17 protein-coding genes are annotated in these 19,705 nt (G+C 66.1%); 11 read left to right on the plus strand and 6 right to left on the minus strand.

All coding sequences use genetic code 11. The features are described 5' to 3' along the window. Positions 1-7: 7 nt before the first annotated feature. Together AC1D14_RS14765 and acs are read right to left on the minus strand one after the other, a co-directional pair. Positions 8-1,318 (minus strand): ABC transporter substrate-binding protein, encoded by a 1,311-nt coding sequence (locus tag AC1D14_RS14765; protein ID WP_230119357.1) that lies wholly within the window; start codon positions 1,316-1,318, stop codon positions 8-10. Positions 1,319-1,483: 165 nt separating this feature from the next. Further along, entirely contained in the window at positions 1,484-3,481 is a 1,998-nt protein-coding gene (gene acs, locus AC1D14_RS14770) for an acetate--CoA ligase (RefSeq protein ID WP_230119388.1), read from the minus strand. 396 nt (positions 3,482-3,877) lie between these two features. On the opposite strand from acs, the gene AC1D14_RS14775 reads away from it, so the two are divergent. The 3 genes from AC1D14_RS14775 (at position 3,878) to AC1D14_RS14785 (ending at position 7,114) form a co-directional block, all read left to right on the plus strand. After that, entirely contained in the window at positions 3,878-5,470 is a 1,593-nt protein-coding gene (locus tag AC1D14_RS14775) for a hypothetical protein (RefSeq protein WP_230119356.1), read from the plus strand. 133 nt (positions 5,471-5,603) lie between these two features. Continuing rightward, complete coding sequence (nth, locus tag AC1D14_RS14780; RefSeq protein ID WP_476882160.1) at positions 5,604-6,440, plus strand: endonuclease III; 837 nt, start codon at positions 5,604-5,606, stop codon at positions 6,438-6,440. Then, positions 6,437-7,114: an NUDIX hydrolase gene (locus AC1D14_RS14785; protein ID WP_230119355.1), complete on the plus strand. Its 678-nt coding sequence runs from the start codon at positions 6,437-6,439 to the stop codon at positions 7,112-7,114. The genes nth and AC1D14_RS14785 overlap by 4 nt, the downstream gene beginning before the upstream one ends. 72 nt (positions 7,115-7,186) lie before the next feature. Here the strand turns inward: AC1D14_RS14785 and AC1D14_RS14790 are convergent, their stop codons facing one another. Continuing rightward, positions 7,187-7,384, minus strand: coding sequence for a YegP family protein (locus AC1D14_RS14790; protein ID WP_230119354.1), 198 nt, complete (start codon positions 7,382-7,384; stop codon positions 7,187-7,189). 246 nt (positions 7,385-7,630) lie between these two features. After that, positions 7,631-9,439, minus strand: coding sequence for a bifunctional 3'-5' exonuclease/DNA polymerase (locus AC1D14_RS14795; RefSeq protein ID WP_230119353.1), 1,809 nt, complete (start codon positions 9,437-9,439; stop codon positions 7,631-7,633). 282 nt (positions 9,440-9,721) lie between these two features. On the opposite strand from AC1D14_RS14795, the gene ssd reads away from it, so the two are divergent. The 7 genes from ssd to AC1D14_RS14830 all read left to right on the plus strand — a co-directional run bounded on the left by ssd (position 9,722) and on the right by AC1D14_RS14830 (position 15,455). After that, on the plus strand, positions 9,722-11,068 hold the full coding sequence (gene ssd, locus AC1D14_RS14800) for a septum site-determining protein Ssd (protein WP_354962158.1): 1,347 nt from the start codon (positions 9,722-9,724) through the stop codon (positions 11,066-11,068). A 59-nt stretch (positions 11,069-11,127) separates the two neighbouring features. Next, positions 11,128-12,465: a TadA family conjugal transfer-associated ATPase gene (locus AC1D14_RS14805; protein ID WP_230119352.1), complete on the plus strand. Its 1,338-nt coding sequence runs from the start codon at positions 11,128-11,130 to the stop codon at positions 12,463-12,465. After that, a complete protein-coding gene (locus AC1D14_RS14810) occupies positions 12,462-13,367 on the plus strand; it encodes a hypothetical protein (RefSeq protein WP_230119351.1) in 906 nt (301 codons plus the stop codon). The genes AC1D14_RS14805 and AC1D14_RS14810 overlap by 4 nt, the downstream gene beginning before the upstream one ends. 105 nt (positions 13,368-13,472) lie before the next feature. After that, complete coding sequence (locus AC1D14_RS14815; protein WP_230119350.1) at positions 13,473-14,087, plus strand: type II secretion system F family protein; 615 nt, start codon at positions 13,473-13,475, stop codon at positions 14,085-14,087. A 239-nt stretch (positions 14,088-14,326) separates the two neighbouring features. Beyond that, positions 14,327-14,611: a DUF4244 domain-containing protein gene (locus tag AC1D14_RS14820; protein ID WP_230119349.1), complete on the plus strand. Its 285-nt coding sequence runs from the start codon at positions 14,327-14,329 to the stop codon at positions 14,609-14,611. An 80-nt stretch (positions 14,612-14,691) separates the two neighbouring features. Next, positions 14,692-15,090, plus strand: coding sequence for a TadE family type IV pilus minor pilin (locus AC1D14_RS14825; protein WP_476882147.1), 399 nt, complete (start codon positions 14,692-14,694; stop codon positions 15,088-15,090). Next, complete coding sequence (locus AC1D14_RS14830; protein WP_230119348.1) at positions 15,087-15,455, plus strand: Rv3654c family TadE-like protein; 369 nt, start codon at positions 15,087-15,089, stop codon at positions 15,453-15,455. Before AC1D14_RS14825 ends, AC1D14_RS14830 begins: the two co-directional genes overlap by 4 nt. On the opposite strand, the gene AC1D14_RS14835 is transcribed toward AC1D14_RS14830, so the two are convergent. Together AC1D14_RS14835 and AC1D14_RS14840 are read right to left on the minus strand one after the other, a co-directional pair. Beyond that, positions 15,452-17,848 carry a DEAD/DEAH box helicase gene (locus AC1D14_RS14835; RefSeq protein ID WP_230119347.1) on the minus strand — a complete coding sequence of 799 codons (2,397 nt, stop codon included), beginning with the start codon at positions 17,846-17,848 and terminating at the stop codon, positions 15,452-15,454. The genes AC1D14_RS14830 and AC1D14_RS14835 overlap by 4 nt on opposite strands. A 90-nt stretch (positions 17,849-17,938) precedes the next feature. Then, positions 17,939-18,631: a GNAT family N-acetyltransferase gene (locus AC1D14_RS14840; protein ID WP_230119346.1), complete on the minus strand. Its 693-nt coding sequence runs from the start codon at positions 18,629-18,631 to the stop codon at positions 17,939-17,941. A gap of 151 nt (positions 18,632-18,782) precedes the next feature. On the opposite strand from AC1D14_RS14840, the gene trhO reads away from it, so the two are divergent. Then, complete coding sequence (gene trhO, locus AC1D14_RS14845; RefSeq protein ID WP_230119345.1) at positions 18,783-19,676, plus strand: oxygen-dependent tRNA uridine(34) hydroxylase TrhO; 894 nt, start codon at positions 18,783-18,785, stop codon at positions 19,674-19,676. The last annotated feature ends 29 nt before the right edge of the window (positions 19,677-19,705 follow it).

Consider the following 19,705-nt stretch of genomic DNA (forward strand, 5'->3'; position numbering starts at 1 on the left):
CGACCTGCTATTGGGCTGCGTACAGCGTCTTGGCCTGGGCCTCAAGGTTTTTGACGTCCATCTTGCCGTCCTTAATGAAGGTCTGCAGGGCGGGGATCATCACATTGTTGGCCATGGCGGGAAGGGCGTCGCGGTCGAAGAACTGGCTGATGGACTTCGCGTTGGCGATGGTCTCGGCACACTTCTTATTAAGGTCGGTGAACTTGGAAGCGTCGGTGCCCTTCGCCGTGGCGATGTTGGATGAATCCACCGCGGCATAGGCGTCCTGGGCCTCGGCCGTGCCCATGAACTCCATGAACTGGCGCGCCGCAGAGTTCTCGCCGCCCTTCTTGGACAGCAGTAAACCATCGATGGGGGCCTCGACGGCGTCCCGGCCCTCGGCGGCGATCTCAGGGAACGGGAAGAAATCGATGTCCTTCAGCACGGCGGGATCCGTGAACTGCTGGGTGACGAAGGACCCGAGCAGGTACATGCCGGTCTTCTTGGCTGCCAGGGCCTTGGCGGCGTCCTGCCAGGTCTGGCCCAGTGCGGCCGGATCCTGGAACGGCAGGAGCGCGGACCAGGTGTCGAAGACATCGGTCACCTTCTTCTGATCCCAGGATTCCTTGTGCGAGCAGAGGTCCACATGGAATTGGTAGCCGTTGAGGCGCATGTTGATGTAGTCGAACGTGCCCATGGCCGGCCAGCCGTCCTTGTCAGCGAAGCCGATGGGGATGATGCCGTCCGCCTTCATCTTGGTGGCGAGGGCCTTCAGGGCATCAAAAGTCGCCGGAACCTCGTAGCCCTTCTCCGCCCAAAGGCTCTTCCGGTAGAAGAAACCCCACGGGTAGTTGTAGTTGGGAACGAAGTACATCTTGCCGTCCGGGCCGGTGGACGCATTCTTCAGGGCATCCGAGAAGTTGCCGCCGATCTTTTCCCACACGTCGTCCACGGGCGCGAGGAGTCCTTTGCTTGCGTAGAACTGCATCCGGTAGCCGGCGAACCACGTGAAGGTATCGTCCGGTGAGCCCTGGAGGTAGGAATTGATCTTGTTCTGGAAATCGTTGTGCGGCACCACGTTCGTGGAGACTTTCTTGCCGGTCTTCTTGGTAAAGGCATCCGTGACCGCTTCGTACGCCTTCTTGGGCACCTCGTCCGAGGAACCTGATCCGAAGGTGAGCCCTGACGATTCCGTGCCTCCGCTGGAGGGGCCGCTCCCCCCGGTGCAGGCGGCCAGGAACGGAATGCCCGCCACTCCGGCAGCTCCGACTCCCATGGTTTTGAGGATTGTGCGCCGGCCCGGGCCGGCGGCTGCGGACTGCTCCGGATGTGCTGCCATGATCTCTCCTTTGAAATTCAGCTGCGTGTGAGACACCTCACATACGACAGACTATAACCTCTCAAAAGGGAACAGGAAAGATCGGAAAACAACATTCGTGTTGTCGCAAAAACCAGCAGGGCCTGTCCGCCGGTGCGGACAGGCCCTGCAAGTGCGGATTTGTGACTATTTCTTCAGCGAAGCCGCGATCTGGGCCATGACGGTGTTGTCGGCCAGGGTGGTGGCGTCACCGGCGTCGCGCCCTTCGGCGACGTCCTTGAGGAGGCGGCGCATAATCTTGCCGGACCGGGTCTTGGGCAGTTCGGGGACCACGAGAATGGTTTTGGGTTTGGCGATAGGGCCGATCTCCTTGCCGACATGATTGCGGAGATCCTGGATGATTTCCTCACCTGTGTCCACGGCGTCGCCGCGGAGGATCACGAACGCGACGACCGCCTGGCCGGTGGTTTCGTCGGCGGCTCCAACGACGGCGGCCTCCGCCACCGCGGGGTGGCTCACCAGGGCGGATTCGATTTCAGTGGTGGAGAGCCGGTGCCCGGAGATGTTCATGACGTCGTCCACCCGGCCCAGGAGCCAGATGTCGCCGTCCTCGTCCTTCTTGGCGCCGTCGCCGGCGAAGTACATGGTCTCGAAGCGGGACCAGTAGGTTTCCTTGAACCGCTCGGGGTCTCCCCAGATGCCGCGGAGCATGGCCGGCCAGGGTTCGCGGATCACCAGGAAGCCGCCGTGGCCGTCGGGCACCGAGGCGCCGTTTTCGTCCACAACGTCCACTGCGATGCCGGGCAACGGCACCTGGGCGGAGCCCGGTTTGGTGGCCGTGACTCCCGGGAGCGGGGCGATCATCTGGGCGCCGGTTTCGGTCTGCCACCAGGTGTCCACAATGGGTGCCTTGTTCCCGCCGATGACGTCGCGGTACCACATCCACGCTTCGGGGTTGATGGGTTCACCCACGGAGCCCAGGACTCGGATGGAAGAGAGGTCGTACTTGTCCGGGATGTCCCGGCCCCACTTCATGAAGGTCCGGATCGCGGTGGGAGCGGTGTAGAGGATGGAGACCTTGTACTTCTGAACGATCTCCCACCAGCGGCCCTGGTGCGGGGAGTCCGGGGTGCCCTCGTACATGACCTGGGTGGCGCCGTTGATGAGCGGGGCGTAGGCGACGTAGGAGTGGCCGGTGACCCATCCGACGTCGGCCGTGCACCAGTACACGTCAGTTGCCGGGTGCAGGTCGAAGACCGCCCTGTGCGTGTACGCGGTCTGGGTCAGGAACCCGCCGGTGGTGTGCAGGATGCCCTTGGGCTTGCCCGTGGTGCCGGAGGTGTACAGGATGAACAAAGGGTGCTCGGAGTCATGCCCGACGGCGGTGTGCTCGGCGGAGGCGGCCCCGACGGTGTCGGCCCACCAGTGGTCCCGGCCTTCGTGCCAGTCCACATCCTGGCCGTTGCGCTTGACCACCACTACGTTCTGCACGCTGTGCCCGTCTGCGGACAACGCCTCATCCACGGCGGACTTCAGGGCGCTGGGCTTTCCGCGCCGGTACGTGCCGTCCGCGGTCACCACGAGCTTGGCCTCGGCATCCTCGATGCGGGACCGCAGCGCGTCGGCGGAGAAGCCGCCGAACACCACCGAGTGGACGGCACCGATCCGGGCGCAGGCCAGCAGCGTGATCACAGCCTCGGGGATCATCGGCAGGTACACGGCCACCCTGTCACCCTTGCCAACGCCGAGGGACTCGAAGGCGTTCGCAGCCTTCTTCACCTCGTCGGTGAGCTGCGCATACGTGTACGTGCGGGTGTCTCCCGGCTCGCCCTCGAAGTAGATGGCCACCCGGTCGCCAAGGCCGTTCTCGACGTGCCGGTCCAGCGCGTTGTACGCGGCGTTGACCTCGCCGCCGACGAACCATTTGGCGAATGGCGGATTGGACCAGTCAAGTGCCTGGTCGAAATCCTTGCTCCAGGTCAGCAACTCACGTGCCTGCTTCGCCCAAAAAGCGGGGCGGTCGGCATTCGCTTCCGCATAGACTTCCGCGCCAACAACGGCGTTCGCGACGAAGTCCTCGGAGGGGGCAAACTTACGGTTCTCATGCAGCAGGTTTTCGAGAGCGTCGCCCTGCTGGCTGGTGGGGGCAGCCGTAGCCGTCGAGCCGGGAGTGTCCTGGGACATGGTGAACCTCATCATTCGTAGATCTTTGCCGCGCGGCTGCGCCGTCATCGCCGCACCCAGCCGCGGAGCGCGGCATCGGGCGGCGGCAGATCACGGACGTACCGCAAAGAGCTGTTCCGAAATCAGCCTAGCGCTTCCTGCTGTGACAACGTGTGCCGCGTCACACAGTGAACAGTGAGCGGTGCAGATTTAGCGACGAGTGGTCCCCTCGCGGTCATTCCGCAGGCACCCCGCCGCGGCCCGTCAGCTAGTGATCATCCATGCACTTGGCTAGGCTGAGAAGGACTCGTGACATAGGTCGGAGGCAGCCTGGCCGCTTGAGGTCCGGCCCGCCGGCCGTTAGGTGTCGCCCTGCATTGACAGCCGCTCGGGTGCCGCCACGCTAAGGAGAACAGTATGAATCAGCAAAGCCACGACCAGCCGGGTCTGGCCCAGCCGGGTCCAGCCCAGCGCGACCCGGGTCATCAGGGCTCTGCCCAACAGGCTCCCGGCCAAAATGGTGGAGGGAACCAGAGAGATTCACAACAGGGGGATTCCCAGCGGGGCGGGGCGCTGGATGCGGGCCACGGCTCCCACTCGGTGAAGCCACAGGGCGGGCAGACGGCCGGAAACGCATCATTCCAGTCGAACGCCGGCGCCGGTGGCAAGCGGACCGGAGCCAAGAACGAGGCAGTCGCAGGTCCCTTCACTGTCCGCGACCTGACCGTTTTCGCGGCCACATTGGTTCTCTTTGTCGCATCGCTGATTCCTATGTTCGCCTTGAGGTACAACCTGTGGAACCTCGGCAGCCTGTTTTTCCTCGGCCTCGGGATCGTCCTGCCGCTCATCGTAGCGGCACTGTTCGTCGCCCGCCGCCTGGCCCCTGAGACCAAGGTGCGGATCGGTTCGCTGTCTATCGACCAGTTCGGCTCCGTGGTGGCTTCGTTTGCCGTTGCCTTCTTCTTCCTTTCAATCGCCGGTGCCTTCACACCCAGCCTGCTCGTTGCCCTGATCGGTTCCCTCGTGCTGCTCGCGGCCACGGTGTTGGCCCGCTTCATCCCCTTCTTCGCCGGCGACTTCCTGGACCGCGCCGAAGTTCCCGCCCATGTCATGGCCCGGGAATCCGCCGTTCCGGTGCAGAAGCCCAGGGCACCCAAGGCCCCGAAGCCGGCCAAGCCGTCTCATGTCAAGCCGTCTGATGCAAAGCCTTTTGATGCTAAGCCGTCTGTGCAGGGTTCTTCGGTACAGGGCTCGTCCGCGCAGAGCTCTTCAGTACAGGGCTCTTCAGTACAGGGCCCGACGGCGGGCGGCCAGTACGCCGCCGGCCAGACTTTCGGTGCGCCTCCTGTGTCGGGATCGCATGTGACGGGGTCGCACGACACGGGAACAGCCGCCGGAGTGGCGGCAGCCCCGTCGCCGGGCGCATGGTCTGCCACCAACGCCGCCGCAGCGTCCGCCGAAACGCAAGCCGCCGGCGTCGTGCCGTCCTCCGCAGCGTCCGCCGAAACGCAAGCCGCCGCCGTCGTGCCTTCCGCCGCAGCGTCCGCCGCCGAGCGTCCCGCAGCCACGGAAGCGGCATCGCCGGCTGCCGAAGAGACCCAGCTGGACGGAACTCCGGTCAATGGAGCTCTGGCCACCGGCTCGGCTCCAGCAGCCGGTGCGACGGCCGCCGCGAGCGCGGCGCCGGCGGCCTCTGCCACTCCGGCCACCGCTGTGCATCCCCAGGTGAAGGCTCAGGAACCGGTGAAATCACAGGAGCCGATCGGCGCCACCGTGGATCCGGCCAGCCGTCCCGAGGAAACGGAGCAGCCGCCTGCCCACGAGGCTTTCTGGTTCGCAGTAGCGCAGCACCGCACGGCCGTGGATGAGCGCACCGGTGCACCGCTGTTCGGGATCGAACCCGGCGGCTGGGTTCTGGCGCTTGAGGACAGGGGAGACGAATTCCTGGTCCAGCACACGGACGGGCGCGTGGGAGTCTTGCGCGACCTCAGCAACATCGAGCGCGGCTAGCCGGCTGCCCGTGGCCACCGCCAAGTCGCCCAGGGGCGACGCCCCACGGAGCGGCGTTCCTGCCCAGACAAATATCCCTGCCGAGGCATATACGGGCGGGCCGTTGCTGGTCGGGGACCCCGCTGTGGGAATTGTGCAGCCCGGGTCCCCGCCGGCCGGGGCCCCGGCGGCTGGTACCGGTCAGCCCTCCGGCGGGTCTGCGCTGGCGCTGAAGCGGCGGGCACGGCGGATCAACCGGGCGCTCGCGGAGCAGTATCCCTACGCCCACGCGGAGCTTGATTTCCGGAGTCCGTTTGAGCTGCTCGTGGCCACGGTACTCTCTGCCCAGACCACCGATGTGACGGTCAACCTCATCACACCGCTGCTCTTTGCCCGTTATCCGGACGCACGCAGCATGGCCGAGGCCGATCCCGAGGAGCTTGAGGCCATCATCAAGCCGACAGGCTTCTTCCGGGCCAAGTCGAGGAACCTCATGGCACTGGGGACGCGACTGGTGGATGAATTCGACGGCGTGGTGCCGGGCAGGATCGAGGATCTGGTGACGCTTCCCGGCGTCGGTCGCAAGACCGCCAACGTGGTGCTGGGGAACGCCTTCGGCATCCCGGGCATTACGGTGGACACGCACTTCGGCCGCCTCGCGCGGCGCTTCGGCTGGACCGACTCCGACGATCCCGTGCGCATCGAATCGGATGTTGCCGAACTCTTCGAGCCCAAGGACTGGACTATGCTGTCGCACCGGGTGGTGTTCCACGGCCGGCGGGTCTGCCACTCGCGGAAGCCGGCCTGCGGTGCCTGCGCCGTGGCGAACTGGTGTCCGAGCTTCGGCACGGGCGAGACGGATCCGGCGAAGGCGGCGAAGCTGCTCAAGTACGAGCTTGCCCCCGGCAACGAAGAGCTCTTGGGGAAGCTACTGGCTGAGACGCACCGTGCAGCCGAAATCCGGATGGAATCGCAGCGGAGGACTCCATGACCGCACGCCAGGACTTGGTGGACCTGGTTGATTTGATCAGCGCCGGGACCGGACCGGCCCGCAATCCCTACTGGCGGACACTGACAGTCGACCCCTCGGTGGCGCGCAAAGCCGCGGTGCTGATCCTGTTCGGTGCACTGGATGACGTTCCGGCGGAGTCAGGAAAACCGCTGGCCCCCGCAGATTTGGATGTCCTGCTCCTTGAACGGGCGCACACCCTGGATGACCATCCAGGGCAGGTCGCGTTTCCGGGAGGCGGCATCGACCCGGACGAGTCGCCGATTGCTGCGGCTCTCCGTGAGGCTGAGGAGGAGACCGGTGTGGACCCTGGCGGAGTTGAGGTGCTGGGCGCGCTGCCGGAGTTGGCGCTGCCCCGGGGCAACTACCTCGTGACGCCCGTCCTTGGCTGGTGGGCCTCACCGTCTCCGGTCCGGGTGGTGGACTACGGAGAGTCTGCCCAGGTTTTCCGCGTTCCGGTGCGGGACCTTCTTGATCCGGAAAACCGTGCCATGGCCACCGTCACGCGGATGAGCCAGACGTTCCAGAGCCCGGCGTTCACCGTTAAGGACGTTGTGGTCTGGGGGTTCACCGGCATGATCCTGAATGAGCTCTTTGACCAGCTGGGCTGGTCGGTTCCCTGGGACCGGACGCGGCTGCACCCGCTGATGCTGTAGCTCGTTCGATGACTGAAACCGAGCCTGGGCGTACGCTGGGATGCCGGTGCAGCCGGCCCTGTCCGGGTTCTGCTAGCTCTGGTGGTGCGGCTTCCGCAGGTCCACCACGAGCCCCGTTGCGGCGTTCTCCCGCATCGCGTCGATGCCTGCCACGACGCCTGAAAGGCTCCTGAAGCGCGGTGACACCGCCACAATCTTGCCGTCTCCGTCTTTGAGCCGGAACTTGTAGAACTTCTCGTCGTCCTGATGTACTTCAAATCTGCCCGCCACTGGCTGGACCCCCTGATGATGCTTCGTTGCACTTGCCGGGCCAACTAACTGCCACTGCCCGGTCACTTCAGGGTAGTGTGACGCGCCGCACGGACGCGAACTACCCGCGGGTACGTTACTCACTGAAACGATCCGTTCCGGTGCAGTCACCGTGTGACTTTGGTTCCCGCCGCAGACAGGCTAGTGTCCGCCGTTGAGGCCCGGCGACAAAGATCTCCACACCGCCGGTGGCCGCCGGCACCCGCCTTATTTCGCGTTGTCGTACGAGTCCACCACCGCCACACTCACCGGGAACTCCACCGGAATCCGGCCGAAGAGAAGCTCCTTCGCGGCGTTGGCGGCGTCCTCTACGGCACGGATGCAGCTGTCCACAGCGGCGTCCGGGGCATGGACCATGACTTCGTCGTGGAGGAAGAAGACGAGCTCAGCGGATGCGGAGCCGTCGGCACGCATGGCGCGCAACCGGCGTCGTAATTCCGCAAGCCAGCAGGCTGCCCAGTCGGCCGCGGAGCCCTGCACCACGAAGTTGCGGGTGAACCGGCCGCGTGAGCGGGCAATCGAGTCCGCCCGGCGCTGCTCCTCCGCGGTGGTCGACTGCTGGCTCCGGAACCACCCCTCTGACGGCGGCGGGCTGCTGCGGCCCAAACGCGATGTGACAGTCTTCCCTGCCTCCCCGGCGCGGGCGGCCTGTTCCACGAAGCCGACGGCACGCGGATAGGTGCGCGCCAGCTGCGGCATGAGCCGGCCGGCCTCGCCAGAGGTGGCGCCGTACATGGCTCCGAGCAGGGCCATCTTGGCCTTTGCGCGGTCGCCGCCGAATCCCTTTGCCGCGATGCCCGCGTAGAGGTCCTGATCGCGGGCCGCTTCGGCCATCGTGGAATCCTGTGAAAGAGCCACGAGAACGCGCGGCTCCAGCTGCGAGGCGTCCGCGACGATCAGCTTGTGGCCGGGGTCGGCGTGTACCGCGCCGCGGATTTGCCGCGGGATCTGCAGGGCACCGCCGCCGCGCGACGCCCACCTGCCGGACACCACACCGCCCACCACGTACTCGGGCTGGAAGCGCCCGTTCCTGACCCAGGCGTCCAGCCACGTCCAGCCGTTGGCCGTGTGCAGCCGCGAGAGTTTCTTGTAGGCCAGCAGGGGTTCGATGGCGGGATGGTTCGACTCCTTCAGCTCCCACTGCCGCGTCGACTTCACCTCGATGCCGTTCCGGTGCAGGGCGCGCATGAGCTCCTGGGGCGAATCCGGGTTCAGGCCAGGGGAGTTCAGCAGCCGGCGGAGCTCGGTGTTGAGCGCCTCCAGCTTGGCGGGGCGTTGGCCGGCCGGCGGCCGCGGACCGAGGTAGTCGGCGAGGATCCGTTCGTGCAGCTCTTCCCTCCACGGCACGCCCGCGTGCTGCATCTCGGCCGCGATCATGGCACCCGCCGATTCCGCTGCGAGCAGGAGCTGTAGCCGCTGCCTTCGGTTGCCGTCCGCGCTGGCGGCAGCCACGGCTTCCTGCTGGGCCGCGTACTCGGCACGCAATTCTTCGGCGGTGTGCCGCGGTTCAGCGTTCATGCCGGGATCGTCGAAGAGCGACCCCTGGTCTGCCGGAGGCGGCGGCGGCTGAAGCGCCCGCGGGGGTTGCTGGAGGTCGTCGTCCTGCGTCAGCTTCTCCGCGTTCTGTGCATACGCCGTGTGGGCGGTGAACTCCGAATGCGCCAGGATGGCGCCGCACAGCGCGAGGTCGTAGCACCGTTCCAGCTCAACGCCGGCAGCCAGCAGCGCCGGATACCAGTCCTGCGTGCGGTGCCAGATCCATCGTGGGCGCCGCTTTTCGAGATCACGCACGGCGGCGGCGAGCCCGGTTGCGCTGTTGGCCCCGGCGGGGCTCCCGGCTGTGTCCGGTCTGGCGGGCATACCGTCGGGCCGTGGGCCGACGTGGTGGGTCATGTTGTCGCGGTCCGCGGTGCGGCTGACGATTTGTGGTTCCGGGTTGCGCGGATTCGGCAGCCCGCCGGCGGTGAGTTCCTGTATCACTGCGCCGTCGGGGTGGGCGGCCAGCAACAGATACATGGATCAATTCTGCCCTGAGTTTGACCCACTTCGGTGCTGCGGTGCGTATTCGCGTCCCTTGGGCTGATTCGTGGCTGCTTCGTGGCTGCTTCGTGGCTGCTTTGGGGGGGCTGGTTCGTTGCTGCTTGGGATGCCCTTGGCGGGTCCTTGGCTGGACCGGTCGTTGGTGCGGCATCACTCCCCGTACTGCGACTTTTCCTCCACAGGGCTCGCGCCGCGGAGTTGTCCACATACGGTCATCCACGACTGCCCTGCGGCACTGCTCCCAGCCAGAGTTGCTCCATGAGCAGGCATCACGCACGGAACCAGGGAGCTCCATCTGAACCGGACACCGCACTGCCGGCCGCGCAGGCGGACGTTGGCTGGGAGGACGGCCCGCCAGGACTGCCCCTCGACGACACGGCCGATTCGGCGGAGCGGCGGCCAACTTTCGCTCCGGAGCGCCCGGCCAGTATGACGCCGGTTCCCTCTGCGCCCCGGTTTTCAAGACCCGGGCGGGCTTCGGCGCAGCCCCCCGGACGTGCCGCGCGACTGCGTTACCCGGGCGACACGCCGGGCGCATGGCTCCCCGTCGAAGCTGAGGAGGTGCTGCTGGTAACCGCCTTTGAATTTCTCCAGGGGGAGGTGGAGCGGATCGTGGCGGCGGCAGGGGGACGGCTGCGCGTCGTCGCCGGCGTCTCGGAGGCTGCACCGTACTGGGATTCAGCGGCAGCCGTCTTGGTAGGAAGCGACATCCGTGAGCTGCCCCCGCGGCGCCGGGCGCCCGCCGTGCTGGTGGGCCTGAGCGGAGAGGGGGACAGCCTGTGGCACCTTGGTGCGGTTTTGGGCGCACAGCGCGTGGCGGTTCTTCCCGACGCGGCGGCCTGGCTCGCAGAGTACCTCAGTCGTTCACGCTCACCGGAGGCAGGAGGGCTGGTTCTGGGCGTCACCGGCGGGTGCGGGGGCGCGGGCGCCACCACCGCCGGCATCTGGATCGCGCAGGCCGCCGCCGGAATTGGCGCACGGGTCTTGCTCGTGGATGCAGACCCCTGGGGCGGGGGACTCGAGCTTGCCCTGGCAGCGGAGGAATCGCCGGGGCTCCGCTGGCCGGACCTGGCGGATGCCAGCGGCAGCATCGACCCTGGCCAGCTTGCGGATGCGTTGCCTGTGGCTGGAGGTTTCTCCTTCCTGTCCTGGCCGGGAAGCAGGGAAAGGCCGCCTGTCGTGGATTCGGCCACTGTGGGCGGAGTGCTGGACGCCGCGAGGCGGGGCTACGAGCTCGTCATCGTGGACATCGGCAGAAATGTCGAACCTCTCCGGACGTTTGCCTGGGACTGCGACCGACTGCTCGTGGTTGTTCCGGCCCAGCTGAAGGCCGCTGTCGCCTGTGCCCGGCTCCTTCAGGAGCTTCCGCCGGTGGATTCAGCGCTCGTGATCCGGGGCAAAGCCGGGGCTGCCCTGGACGGAACCCTGATCGCTGAGTCTGTGGGGCTCCCGCTGCACGGTGTCTTGCCGGAAGTGCGCGGCACCGCCGGCGCAGCCGAGCTTGGCCGCCTGCTGGAGCAGGGCAAGCGGAGGAGCGTCCGGCGGTTCGCCGCCTCAGTCTTGGACCTACTTGATGGTGAACTGATGACCGGGGACGCCCAGTGAGCGCGCATTCAAGTGCCCCTGGGGCTGGTGCCCATTTCGGTCCCGGGAGTGGAGGGGCGATGCCCGGGCACCCGGAAGCCGGAGGCCGACGGCGAGCGGCCAGGGAATTTGATTCGGGACTGCTCGAGACTGTGCGCGAGTCCGTCATGGCCGACGCTGGACCGGTTACGCCGTCTCGCGTTGCCGCCGCGGTGCAGGCGACCGGAAAACTGCTTGGCACGGCTGGATCCCTGGCGGCAGTTGAACGGATCAGCGCCGAGCTGAACGGTCTCGGTCCGCTTCAGCAGCTGGTCAGGGATCCTTCCGTTACCGACATCTTCGTCAACGCGCCGGATTCCGTATGGCTCGACCGCGGCAGGGGCATCGAACGGGCGCCGGTAGCCTTCGCCGGCGAACCCCAGCTCCGGGCCCTGGCGTCCCGGCTGGTTGCAGCTGGCGGCCGGCGCCTGGATGATGGCTCACCGTGCGTGGATGTACGGCTCGACGGCGGCTACCGCATCCACGCTGTCCTGCCGCCGATCTCCACCGCCGGAACACTCCTGAGCGTGCGGATCCGTCGCGAACGCGTCTTTTCCCTGGACGAACTCAGGCGCGGGGGGATGTTCGGGCCGCTGATCCAGTCTGTTTTGGAACAGATGGTGGAGCGACGGCTGAGCTTCCTGATCAGCGGGGCGACGGGTTCGGGAAAGACGACTCTGCTGTCCACCCTGCTGGGACTTTGCGATCCAGGTGAGCGGCTGGTTCTGATCGAGGATGCCTCGGAGCTGAACCCGGTTCACCCGCACGTTGTGTCGCTTGAGTCGCGGCACGGCAACCTCGAGGGCGGCGGCGAAGTGGACCTGGGCGAACTCGTGCGCCAGGCGCTGAGAATGCGGCCCGACCGGCTGGTGGTGGGAGAATGCCGTGGCGCAGAAGTGCGGGAGCTTCTGACAGCCATGAACACCGGCCACACCGGCGGCGGAGGGACGATCCATGCCAATGCTGCCGGCGCTGTGCCTGCCCGACTCACTGCTTTGGGAGCCTTGGCGGGGCTGGGGCAGGACGCCGTACGGCTGCAGGTCTCCAGCGCTCTGGACGTAGTGGTACACGTCGCGAGAACCCGGGAAGGGCGTCACGTGGCCTGCATCGGGGTGCTGCAGGAGACAGCTGGCAGTCTTGGCGTTTCCGCAGCCCTCGAGAATGCCGGCGGGCGGCTCGTCGTTGGACCGGCGTGGGCGATGCTGGCCCACCGCCTCGGCATCGATCCGGAGCTGGCCCTTGGACAGACACAGCCTACGGTCCTGGATCTTGCTCAGGCTTCTGCTCCGGCAACCGCCCACACTTTAGACGGCACCCAGCCGACGGACACCGAGCAGGTACGCGAGTGGATCCGGGGACCTGCCGGTGTTGCGGCATGATTGCCGTACTCGTTGGAGTGCTGGCTCTTGCCCTGTGGTTGATCCTGCGTCCCCCGCGCGGCCTGAGTCGCCGTGTCCGGAGGGCCTTCGCTGGGGGTGTCACCCGCGGCAGCGGCGCGTCCTCGGGCCGTGACCCCGGAGCTTCCCGAAGGCCAGCGGGACCTTTGCTCGGCGCCGGTGCTGGCCTTGACCAGAAGCACCGGCGCAGGGGCAAGTGGCGCGGTGCCGGCGGAGGCCAGAACCACCGTGGTGCTTCGCTTTTGGGCCGCGCAGGCCGCGGTCGGACGGACGCGGCCGTATCGCTCACTGTGGTGGTCCAGCAGCTTGCCGCACTGCTGAAAGGCGGGCGGACACCGTCGCGCCTCTGGGACGAGTTGTGGGTGGTTTACGCAGAACCTGACGGGCTGGACAGGAAATCCGACGGGCCACGGCTGAGCCCCGGATCGGCGGGAGTCCTCGCGGCGGCCCGCGGGGCAGCAATGCGGGGATCCCCGGTCGCGGAAGCAATACGTCTCGCGGTACCGTCGTCTGTCCACGCAGCGGGCAGCCACGAACCGCGGATCTGGGCGGAGCTGGCGGCCTGCTTCGATATCGCCGAGGCCAGTGGCTGTCCATTGGCGGACGTCCTGACCCGCTTCGCGGCACAACTCGAGGTTGAAGACGACGCAGAGGCTGCCCGCCAGACCGCCCTCGCAGGTCCTAAAGCGACAGTCACTTTGTTGACCTGGCTTCCCCTGCTCGGACTCGGGCTGGGGATCTGCCTCGGCGTCGATCCCTTGGCGATGCTGGTGGGGACACCCCTTGGCGTGAGCGCATTTGTCGCGGGGACCGTGCTCACCGTTGCAGGCCGGATCTGGTCTGCCAGGCTGGTCCGGGCAGCGGCCGGAACGGCAGTGTCATGATGGCGCCGCGGCTTGACGACGCCGTCGCGTTGATTGGTCGGGGAAGTGGCACGGACGCCGATGCCGGCCCAGTGACAGGACCGCTGGAGTGACGGGGCTACGGACATGACGGGGCCGATGCTTTCCGCCGTGCTGATGGCCGCGCTGCTGGCTTTCGCCGCTGCGCTCGCCTTAACGGGCCACTCACGCGCGCGAAGACGGCTGCTCTCCAAGGTCGGGGTGTTGCTGGACGGCGAGAGATCCCATGAGAGCTCGGGAAGGACGAGTTTTTCAGGGCCGGAGCCCGGTCTGCGTGACACGGCGATGATGCTTGAACTGATCGCCGCCATGCTCGATGCGGGATCAGGAATCGGACGGTCCCTGGAGCTTGTGGCGGCAGCTGCCTCCGCGGAGTACAGCAGGTCCCTGAGGCCTGTGGTTGCAGCCTTGGCCATCGGGGCGGATTGGGAGACGTCGTGGCGGAGCTCAGAGGGGCATTCAGCGGAGATACTGGCACTTCGCGACGCCTTGGGGTTTGCCGCGCTGACTGGCGCGCCGTCTTCCGCGATCCTTTACGCCCAGGCTGCCAGGATGCGCCGTGAGAGGTTCCGGTCCGCTGAAAAACGCGCAGCGTCCCTCAGCGTCAAGCTCGTGATCCCCCTTGGTCTGTGCTCCCTCCCGGCATTCATCTGTCTGGGAGTGGTCCCGGTGTTGCTCGCGCTGGTGCCCTCGGGAACGTGAGTGCCTGCTCGCGCTGGTGCCCTCGGGAACGTGAGTGCCTGCTCGCGCTGGTGCCCTCGGGAACCCGGGCGCCTACGTTTCCTGCGCCAGCACTTTCCCTCCGCCGGACACTTTCCCTCCACAAGGTGGCCCGGCCACCGCTTTTCCACTTAGGCCAATTTCTCACTTACCGGTCGGCCCGCCACCCGGAACAGTCGGAGTAGCCGGCAAGACCGCCGGCCAAGCAGAAAGGAAGACTTATGTCCCTGAATCAAAACAATCTCGGCGGAGCCCAGCCTGCACGTCAGGAAGGCAACGAGGCCGGGGTCCGGGAAATTTACCCTGGAGCCAGCGCAGCGCCCCGGGTGAAGATGCGCCCGCGGCGGCGCCTGATGGGCTCGGATGCCGGAATGGCGACGGCGGAGTACGCCATAGCCACGCTGGCCGCAGTCGGATTCGCCGGGCTTCTGGTGTTCATCCTGCGCAGCGACGAAGTCCGCGGTTTCCTGCTCAACCTGATCCGCACGGCGCTGGCCTTGCCGTGAGGCTCCTGCCGCAGACCCCGCCACCTGTTGCGACGGAGAGCAGCACAAACGGCAGCCGCAAAACGAACAACCGCGGGGCCGTGACGGCTGAATTCGCGGTCGCACTGCCTGCTGTCCTGATGCTGCTGACTATGCTTCTGGCTGGGTCTGCGGCGGGGGTCACGCAACTCCGGCTGGAGGAGGCGGCCAGGGCCGGCGCCCGAGCACTTGCCCGCGGAGAGGATCCTGCTGCCATCGATGTAATTGTCCGAAAGCTGGCTGGCGGCTCGGCCTCTTCGGTTGTGGACACCGAGGGCGAATGGCTGAGCGTGACCGTGTCGGTACGGATGGCAGGGCCTATGGGAAACGTAGTGCCCTGGACACTGACGGCGAAGGCCGAGGCCCGTGCTGAAACGGCGGAGTCCACCCGGACACCGGGGAGACTCGAAGGCAAGCCAGGGGGCCCGGAGAAACAAACGACTATAAGGAGACCGGAGTGAAGCGGCGTCAGCAGGCGGAGGAGCCTGATTCCGAGCGGGGGTCCGGCACAGTGCTCGCAGCGGGTCTAGGCATGGTGGTCATCCTGGCCATGTCCATGCTGCTCCTGCTGGCGCAGTCGGCCGTGATGGCCTCCAAAGCGGCAGCCGCGGCCGACCTCGCGGCTCTGGCAGCAGCGGATGCACTGCGCGGCGTGACGGCGGGTGAACCATGCATTCTTGCTGCAGAGGTAGCAGGCCGGCACGGGGCCAGGCTGCTCAGCTGCGCTGAGGAAGGTGGTCAATCCGTCGAAGTCCACACCCAACTTACGGCCGGCACCATCCTCGGATCAGCAGCCGGGCGGGCCCGGGCGGGGCCGCCGCCTTAGCCCGCGGTTGGCACGACAGCACTCGCGGCATACGCCTCGGGCGGGGCAGCGGACTCCTTTGCATCCCGCAACAGAACGTCAATCAATGTGACGGCTGCGTCCTTGTCCAGTGGATTGTTCTTGTTGCCGCATTTGGGGGACTGAACGCAGGACGGGCAGCCGGACTCGCATTCGCAGGCCTTGATGGCGTCCCTGGTCGCGGCAAGCCACACCTTGGCCTTCTCGAAGCCCCGTTCCGCAAAGCCTGCACCGCCGGGATGCCCGTCGTACACAAAAATCGTGGGCACGCCCGTGTCGGCGTGGATCGCTGTGGAGACGCCCCCGATGTCCCAGCGGTCGCTGGACGCCACGAGGGGCAGGAGTCCGATGGCTGCATGTTCTGCTGCATGGAGCGCGCCGGGGAACTGTGCCTCGATCAGGCCGGCACCTGTCAGGGACCGGTTGTCCATGACGAACCAGACCGCCTTGGTAAAAAGGTCCCGTGCCCCGAGTTCCAAGGGTTCCTCGCCAAGGACCTCATTCGAAATCAGGGCCTTGCGCTGAAAAGAGACCACTTGAGTCGTCACCTTCACATCGCCGAAATGCACGGCGACGTCGCCCCACTGGGCCGTGCGCTCGGTCTCAAGCACCTCGATCTGCGTTATGTCCCGGGCCGTGGTGTAGTAGTCCGGGTTCGCGCGCCGCACCACAACACAGTGATCGTCCTCGTTTAGGTCCTCCACGACGTAGCTGTCGCCCTGATGAACGTAGATGGCTCCGGTATGGGCCTGGTAGTGGGTCTGCGGCGAATCCATGGTCCCCAGCAGGGATCCGGTATCGGCGTCCACGATACTTACCGGACCGCCTCCGTCGGCCCGCAGGTTCACCATGGCAGCCGCGCCCTGCGGGTGCGTCCAGAACCAGCCGGCAGGGCGCCTCCGCAGATAACCCTGCGCCACTAGCTGACCGAGCAGTTTCTCTGCGGTGCCGCCGAACAGAGGCAGCTCCGCAACCCCCAACGGTAGTTCGGCTGCTGCTGCGCACAGGTGGGGGCCCAGCACATACGGATTCGACGGATCAAACACCGTGGCCTCAACCGACACATCGAAGATCGCCTCAGGATGGTTCACCAAATACGTGTCCAGCGGGTCATCGCTGGCCACAAACGCGGCGATGGCATCCTGTCCGGCGCGCCCCGCCCTGCCGATCTGCTGGAAGAGGGATGCCCTGGTTCCCGGCCAGCCGGCTACGAGCACCGCGTCCAGCCCTGAGATGTCGATGCCCAGCTCTAGGGCCGACGTGCTGGAGATGCCAAGCAGTTGGCCGGACCGCAATGCCTTTTCCAAGGCACGCCGTTCCTCCGGAAGGTAGCCCGAACGGTAGGCGGCAACCCTCTGGGGCAGGCTGGGATCGACTTCATCGAGGAGCCGCTTGGTGATGGAGGAAATGGTTTCCGCGCCGCGCCTGGACTTGATGAAGGCGATGGTCCGGATCCGGGATGAGACGAGGTTCGCCAGCAGGTCTGCGGTCTCGGCCACTGCCGTCCGGCGTTCCTTGGCACCGTTCTCGCCCCGCACCTCAGTCAGGGCCGGTTCCCAGAACGCCACGGTGGTGGAACCGTGCGGTGAGGAATCTTCTGAGACAGCCCGGACCGGGGCGCCGATGAGCCTGCCAAAGGACGTTTCCGGTTCAGAAGCCGTGGCAGACGCCGCAATGAAGACCGGGCCGGGGGAAGAAGCGCCGGCGTAATAGGCGCAGATACGCCGGAGGCGGCGCATCAGGTTGGCCACATGGGAACCGAAAACGCCGCGGTAGCTGTGTGCCTCGTCGACGATTACGTAACGCAGCCGCCGGAAGAACCCCGCCCACCAGGCATGGTTGGGCAGGATCCCGAAGTGCAACATGTCCGGGTTGGCCAGGATGAAATTGGCGTGGTCCCTGATCCAGCGCCGTGAGGCCGGGTCCGTGTCGCCGTCGTAGGTTTCTGCCCTGACGGTGGGCAGCTTCAGCGAGCGGATGGCTGCGAGTTGGTCCGCTGCCAGCGCCTTGGTCGGGGACAAATACAGCGTCACGGCGCCATCGTCATGGATCTTGCCAGGCTCGGAGAGGACACGCAGTTCTGAGCGGTGGATCGCGTCCAGGGCCGGGAGCTGGTAGGCGAGCGACTTTCCGGAGGCCGTGCCCGTAGCTATCACCACATGTTCGCCGGCGTGCGCGATGTTGGCCGCCTGGATCTGATGCCGGTACGGCTGGTGGATGCCCAGTTTGCCGTACGCAGCCACGACCTCAGGATGGGCCCACTCCGGCCACGGCTCGTGCACAGCCGCGCGCGCCGGGATGGTCCGCACATGCCGCAGCTGTTCCGGGTCCGGGCCGCGGCCCAGCAGGGGAATCAGCGAGTCATGGGGGTTCACCCCAATATTCTTTCACCCGCGCAAAAATCAGCACGGGAATGCAAGAATCAGCACGCGAATGCGGGCACCGCCGTCAGATCAAGAGAAGCGTCAGGCCACCGAGAGGTCGGCGCCCTCGTTGGAGGCAGAGAGCAACAGGACATGGCACACCGAGGTCCAGCCAAGGTGTGAATACAGCTTTTGCCCGTCCAGTGAGGCAAGCAGCAGGCCGTCTTCCACATCGTGCGCAAACGCTTGGGCAGCGAGGGCCTTCATGATGAAGCTGCCCAGTCCACGGCGCTGGAAGTCCGGCTCTGTCACGATCTTGTCGAAGACTGCGGTCCCGTTGATGACGCACACCTGTCCGCTGGCTGCGAGGGCATCGCCTGCCCGCACCACAGCATGGTGCACGCCGTTGGACTCGGATGTTTCCAGTTTCAGTTCGTCGTCGGAAAGCCACGGATCCTCGGCGTCCTGGGTCTCCATGTCCACCACCATCATGCTCTGGGACGCTGATGTCACATTCAGCCCATGCTGCTGTGCCAGGACTTTGTAGCGACCAACGTCATTGGTCAGGATGGTAAGCACCCGTGCCGGCGCCTCGGCCGTCGTGGCTGCCAGCGTGGCGAACTCGGTGTCGGAGGGATCGGAAGCGAAATATTCCCAGTCCCCGGTAGTGTCTGCGCGCAGGGCGGCAGGAAAGCGCCCCTCAGTGCGCGTCTCATAGCCCCGGCAACCAGCCCAGCCAGCTACCCAGACTTCCAGCAGATGAGTGATGTCTCCAACCATGGCTTCTGGCGTCATGTGATGAGACTATTCCAGCGTTGTCACAAGTAACAGGGCTTTGACACTTGCTTATGCAATTGTGATCGGTGAAGCCGGCTGCACCGCGACGGCGTCCCCGCCCCGCACCTCCGATTCCGCTGCCTTCCCCGCAGCCAGTACCCTTAAATACGTGGCTTTGAACCGAATCGTGCTCTTTTACGGCTTTACCCCCATCGCTGACCCCGACGCCGTCAGGCTCTGGCAGCGCGCCCTCTGCGAGAAGCTGGGGCTGACGGGACGCATCCTGATTTCCAAGGACGGCATCAACGCCACCGTGGGCGGTGAGCTCAACGCCGTCAAGCAGTACGTGAAGACGACTCGCGAATACAAGGGGTTCCACGGCGTCGACGTGAAATGGTCGGAGGGCGGGGCCGATGACTTTCCGCGGCTGAGCGTCAAGGTCCGCGACGAGGTCGTCTCCTTCGGCGCCCCGGGCGAGCTGAGGGTCGACGAAAACGGCGTCGTGGGCGGCGGAACGCACCTCAAGCCGGAGGAACTCCACGAACTGGTGGACGCGAAGAAGGAGAACGGCGAGGACGTCGTTTTCTTCGACGGCCGTAATGCGTTCGAGGCGCAGATCGGAAAATTCAAGGACGCGATTGTCCCGGACGTCGCCACCACCCACGATTTCATCAAGGAACTAGAGTCCGGCAAGTACGACTCCATCAAGGACAAGCCGGTAGTCACCTACTGCACCGGCGGAATCCGCTGCGAGGTGCTCTCCAGCCTCATGGTGAACCGCGGATTCAAGGAGGTTTACCAGCTCGACGGCGGCATCGTCCGGTATGGCGAAACGTTCAAGGACCAGGGCCTGTGGGAGGGCTCGCTGTACGTCTTCGACAAGCGGATGCATCTTGAATTCAGCGAAGATGCCAAGACCGTCGGCGAGTGTGTCCGCTGCGCCGCGCCCACCAGCAAGTTCGAAAACTGCTCCAACCTGAGCTGTCGCACGCTCACGCTGTACTGCGCCGAGTGCGCCTCCAGCCCCGAGACCCTGCGCTGCCCGGATGGCTGCGCTGCCTGACGGCTGCGGGGCGCCTTACAGCTGCGCTG

It is taken from the genome of Arthrobacter sp. P1_B11 (assembly GCF_056406715.1).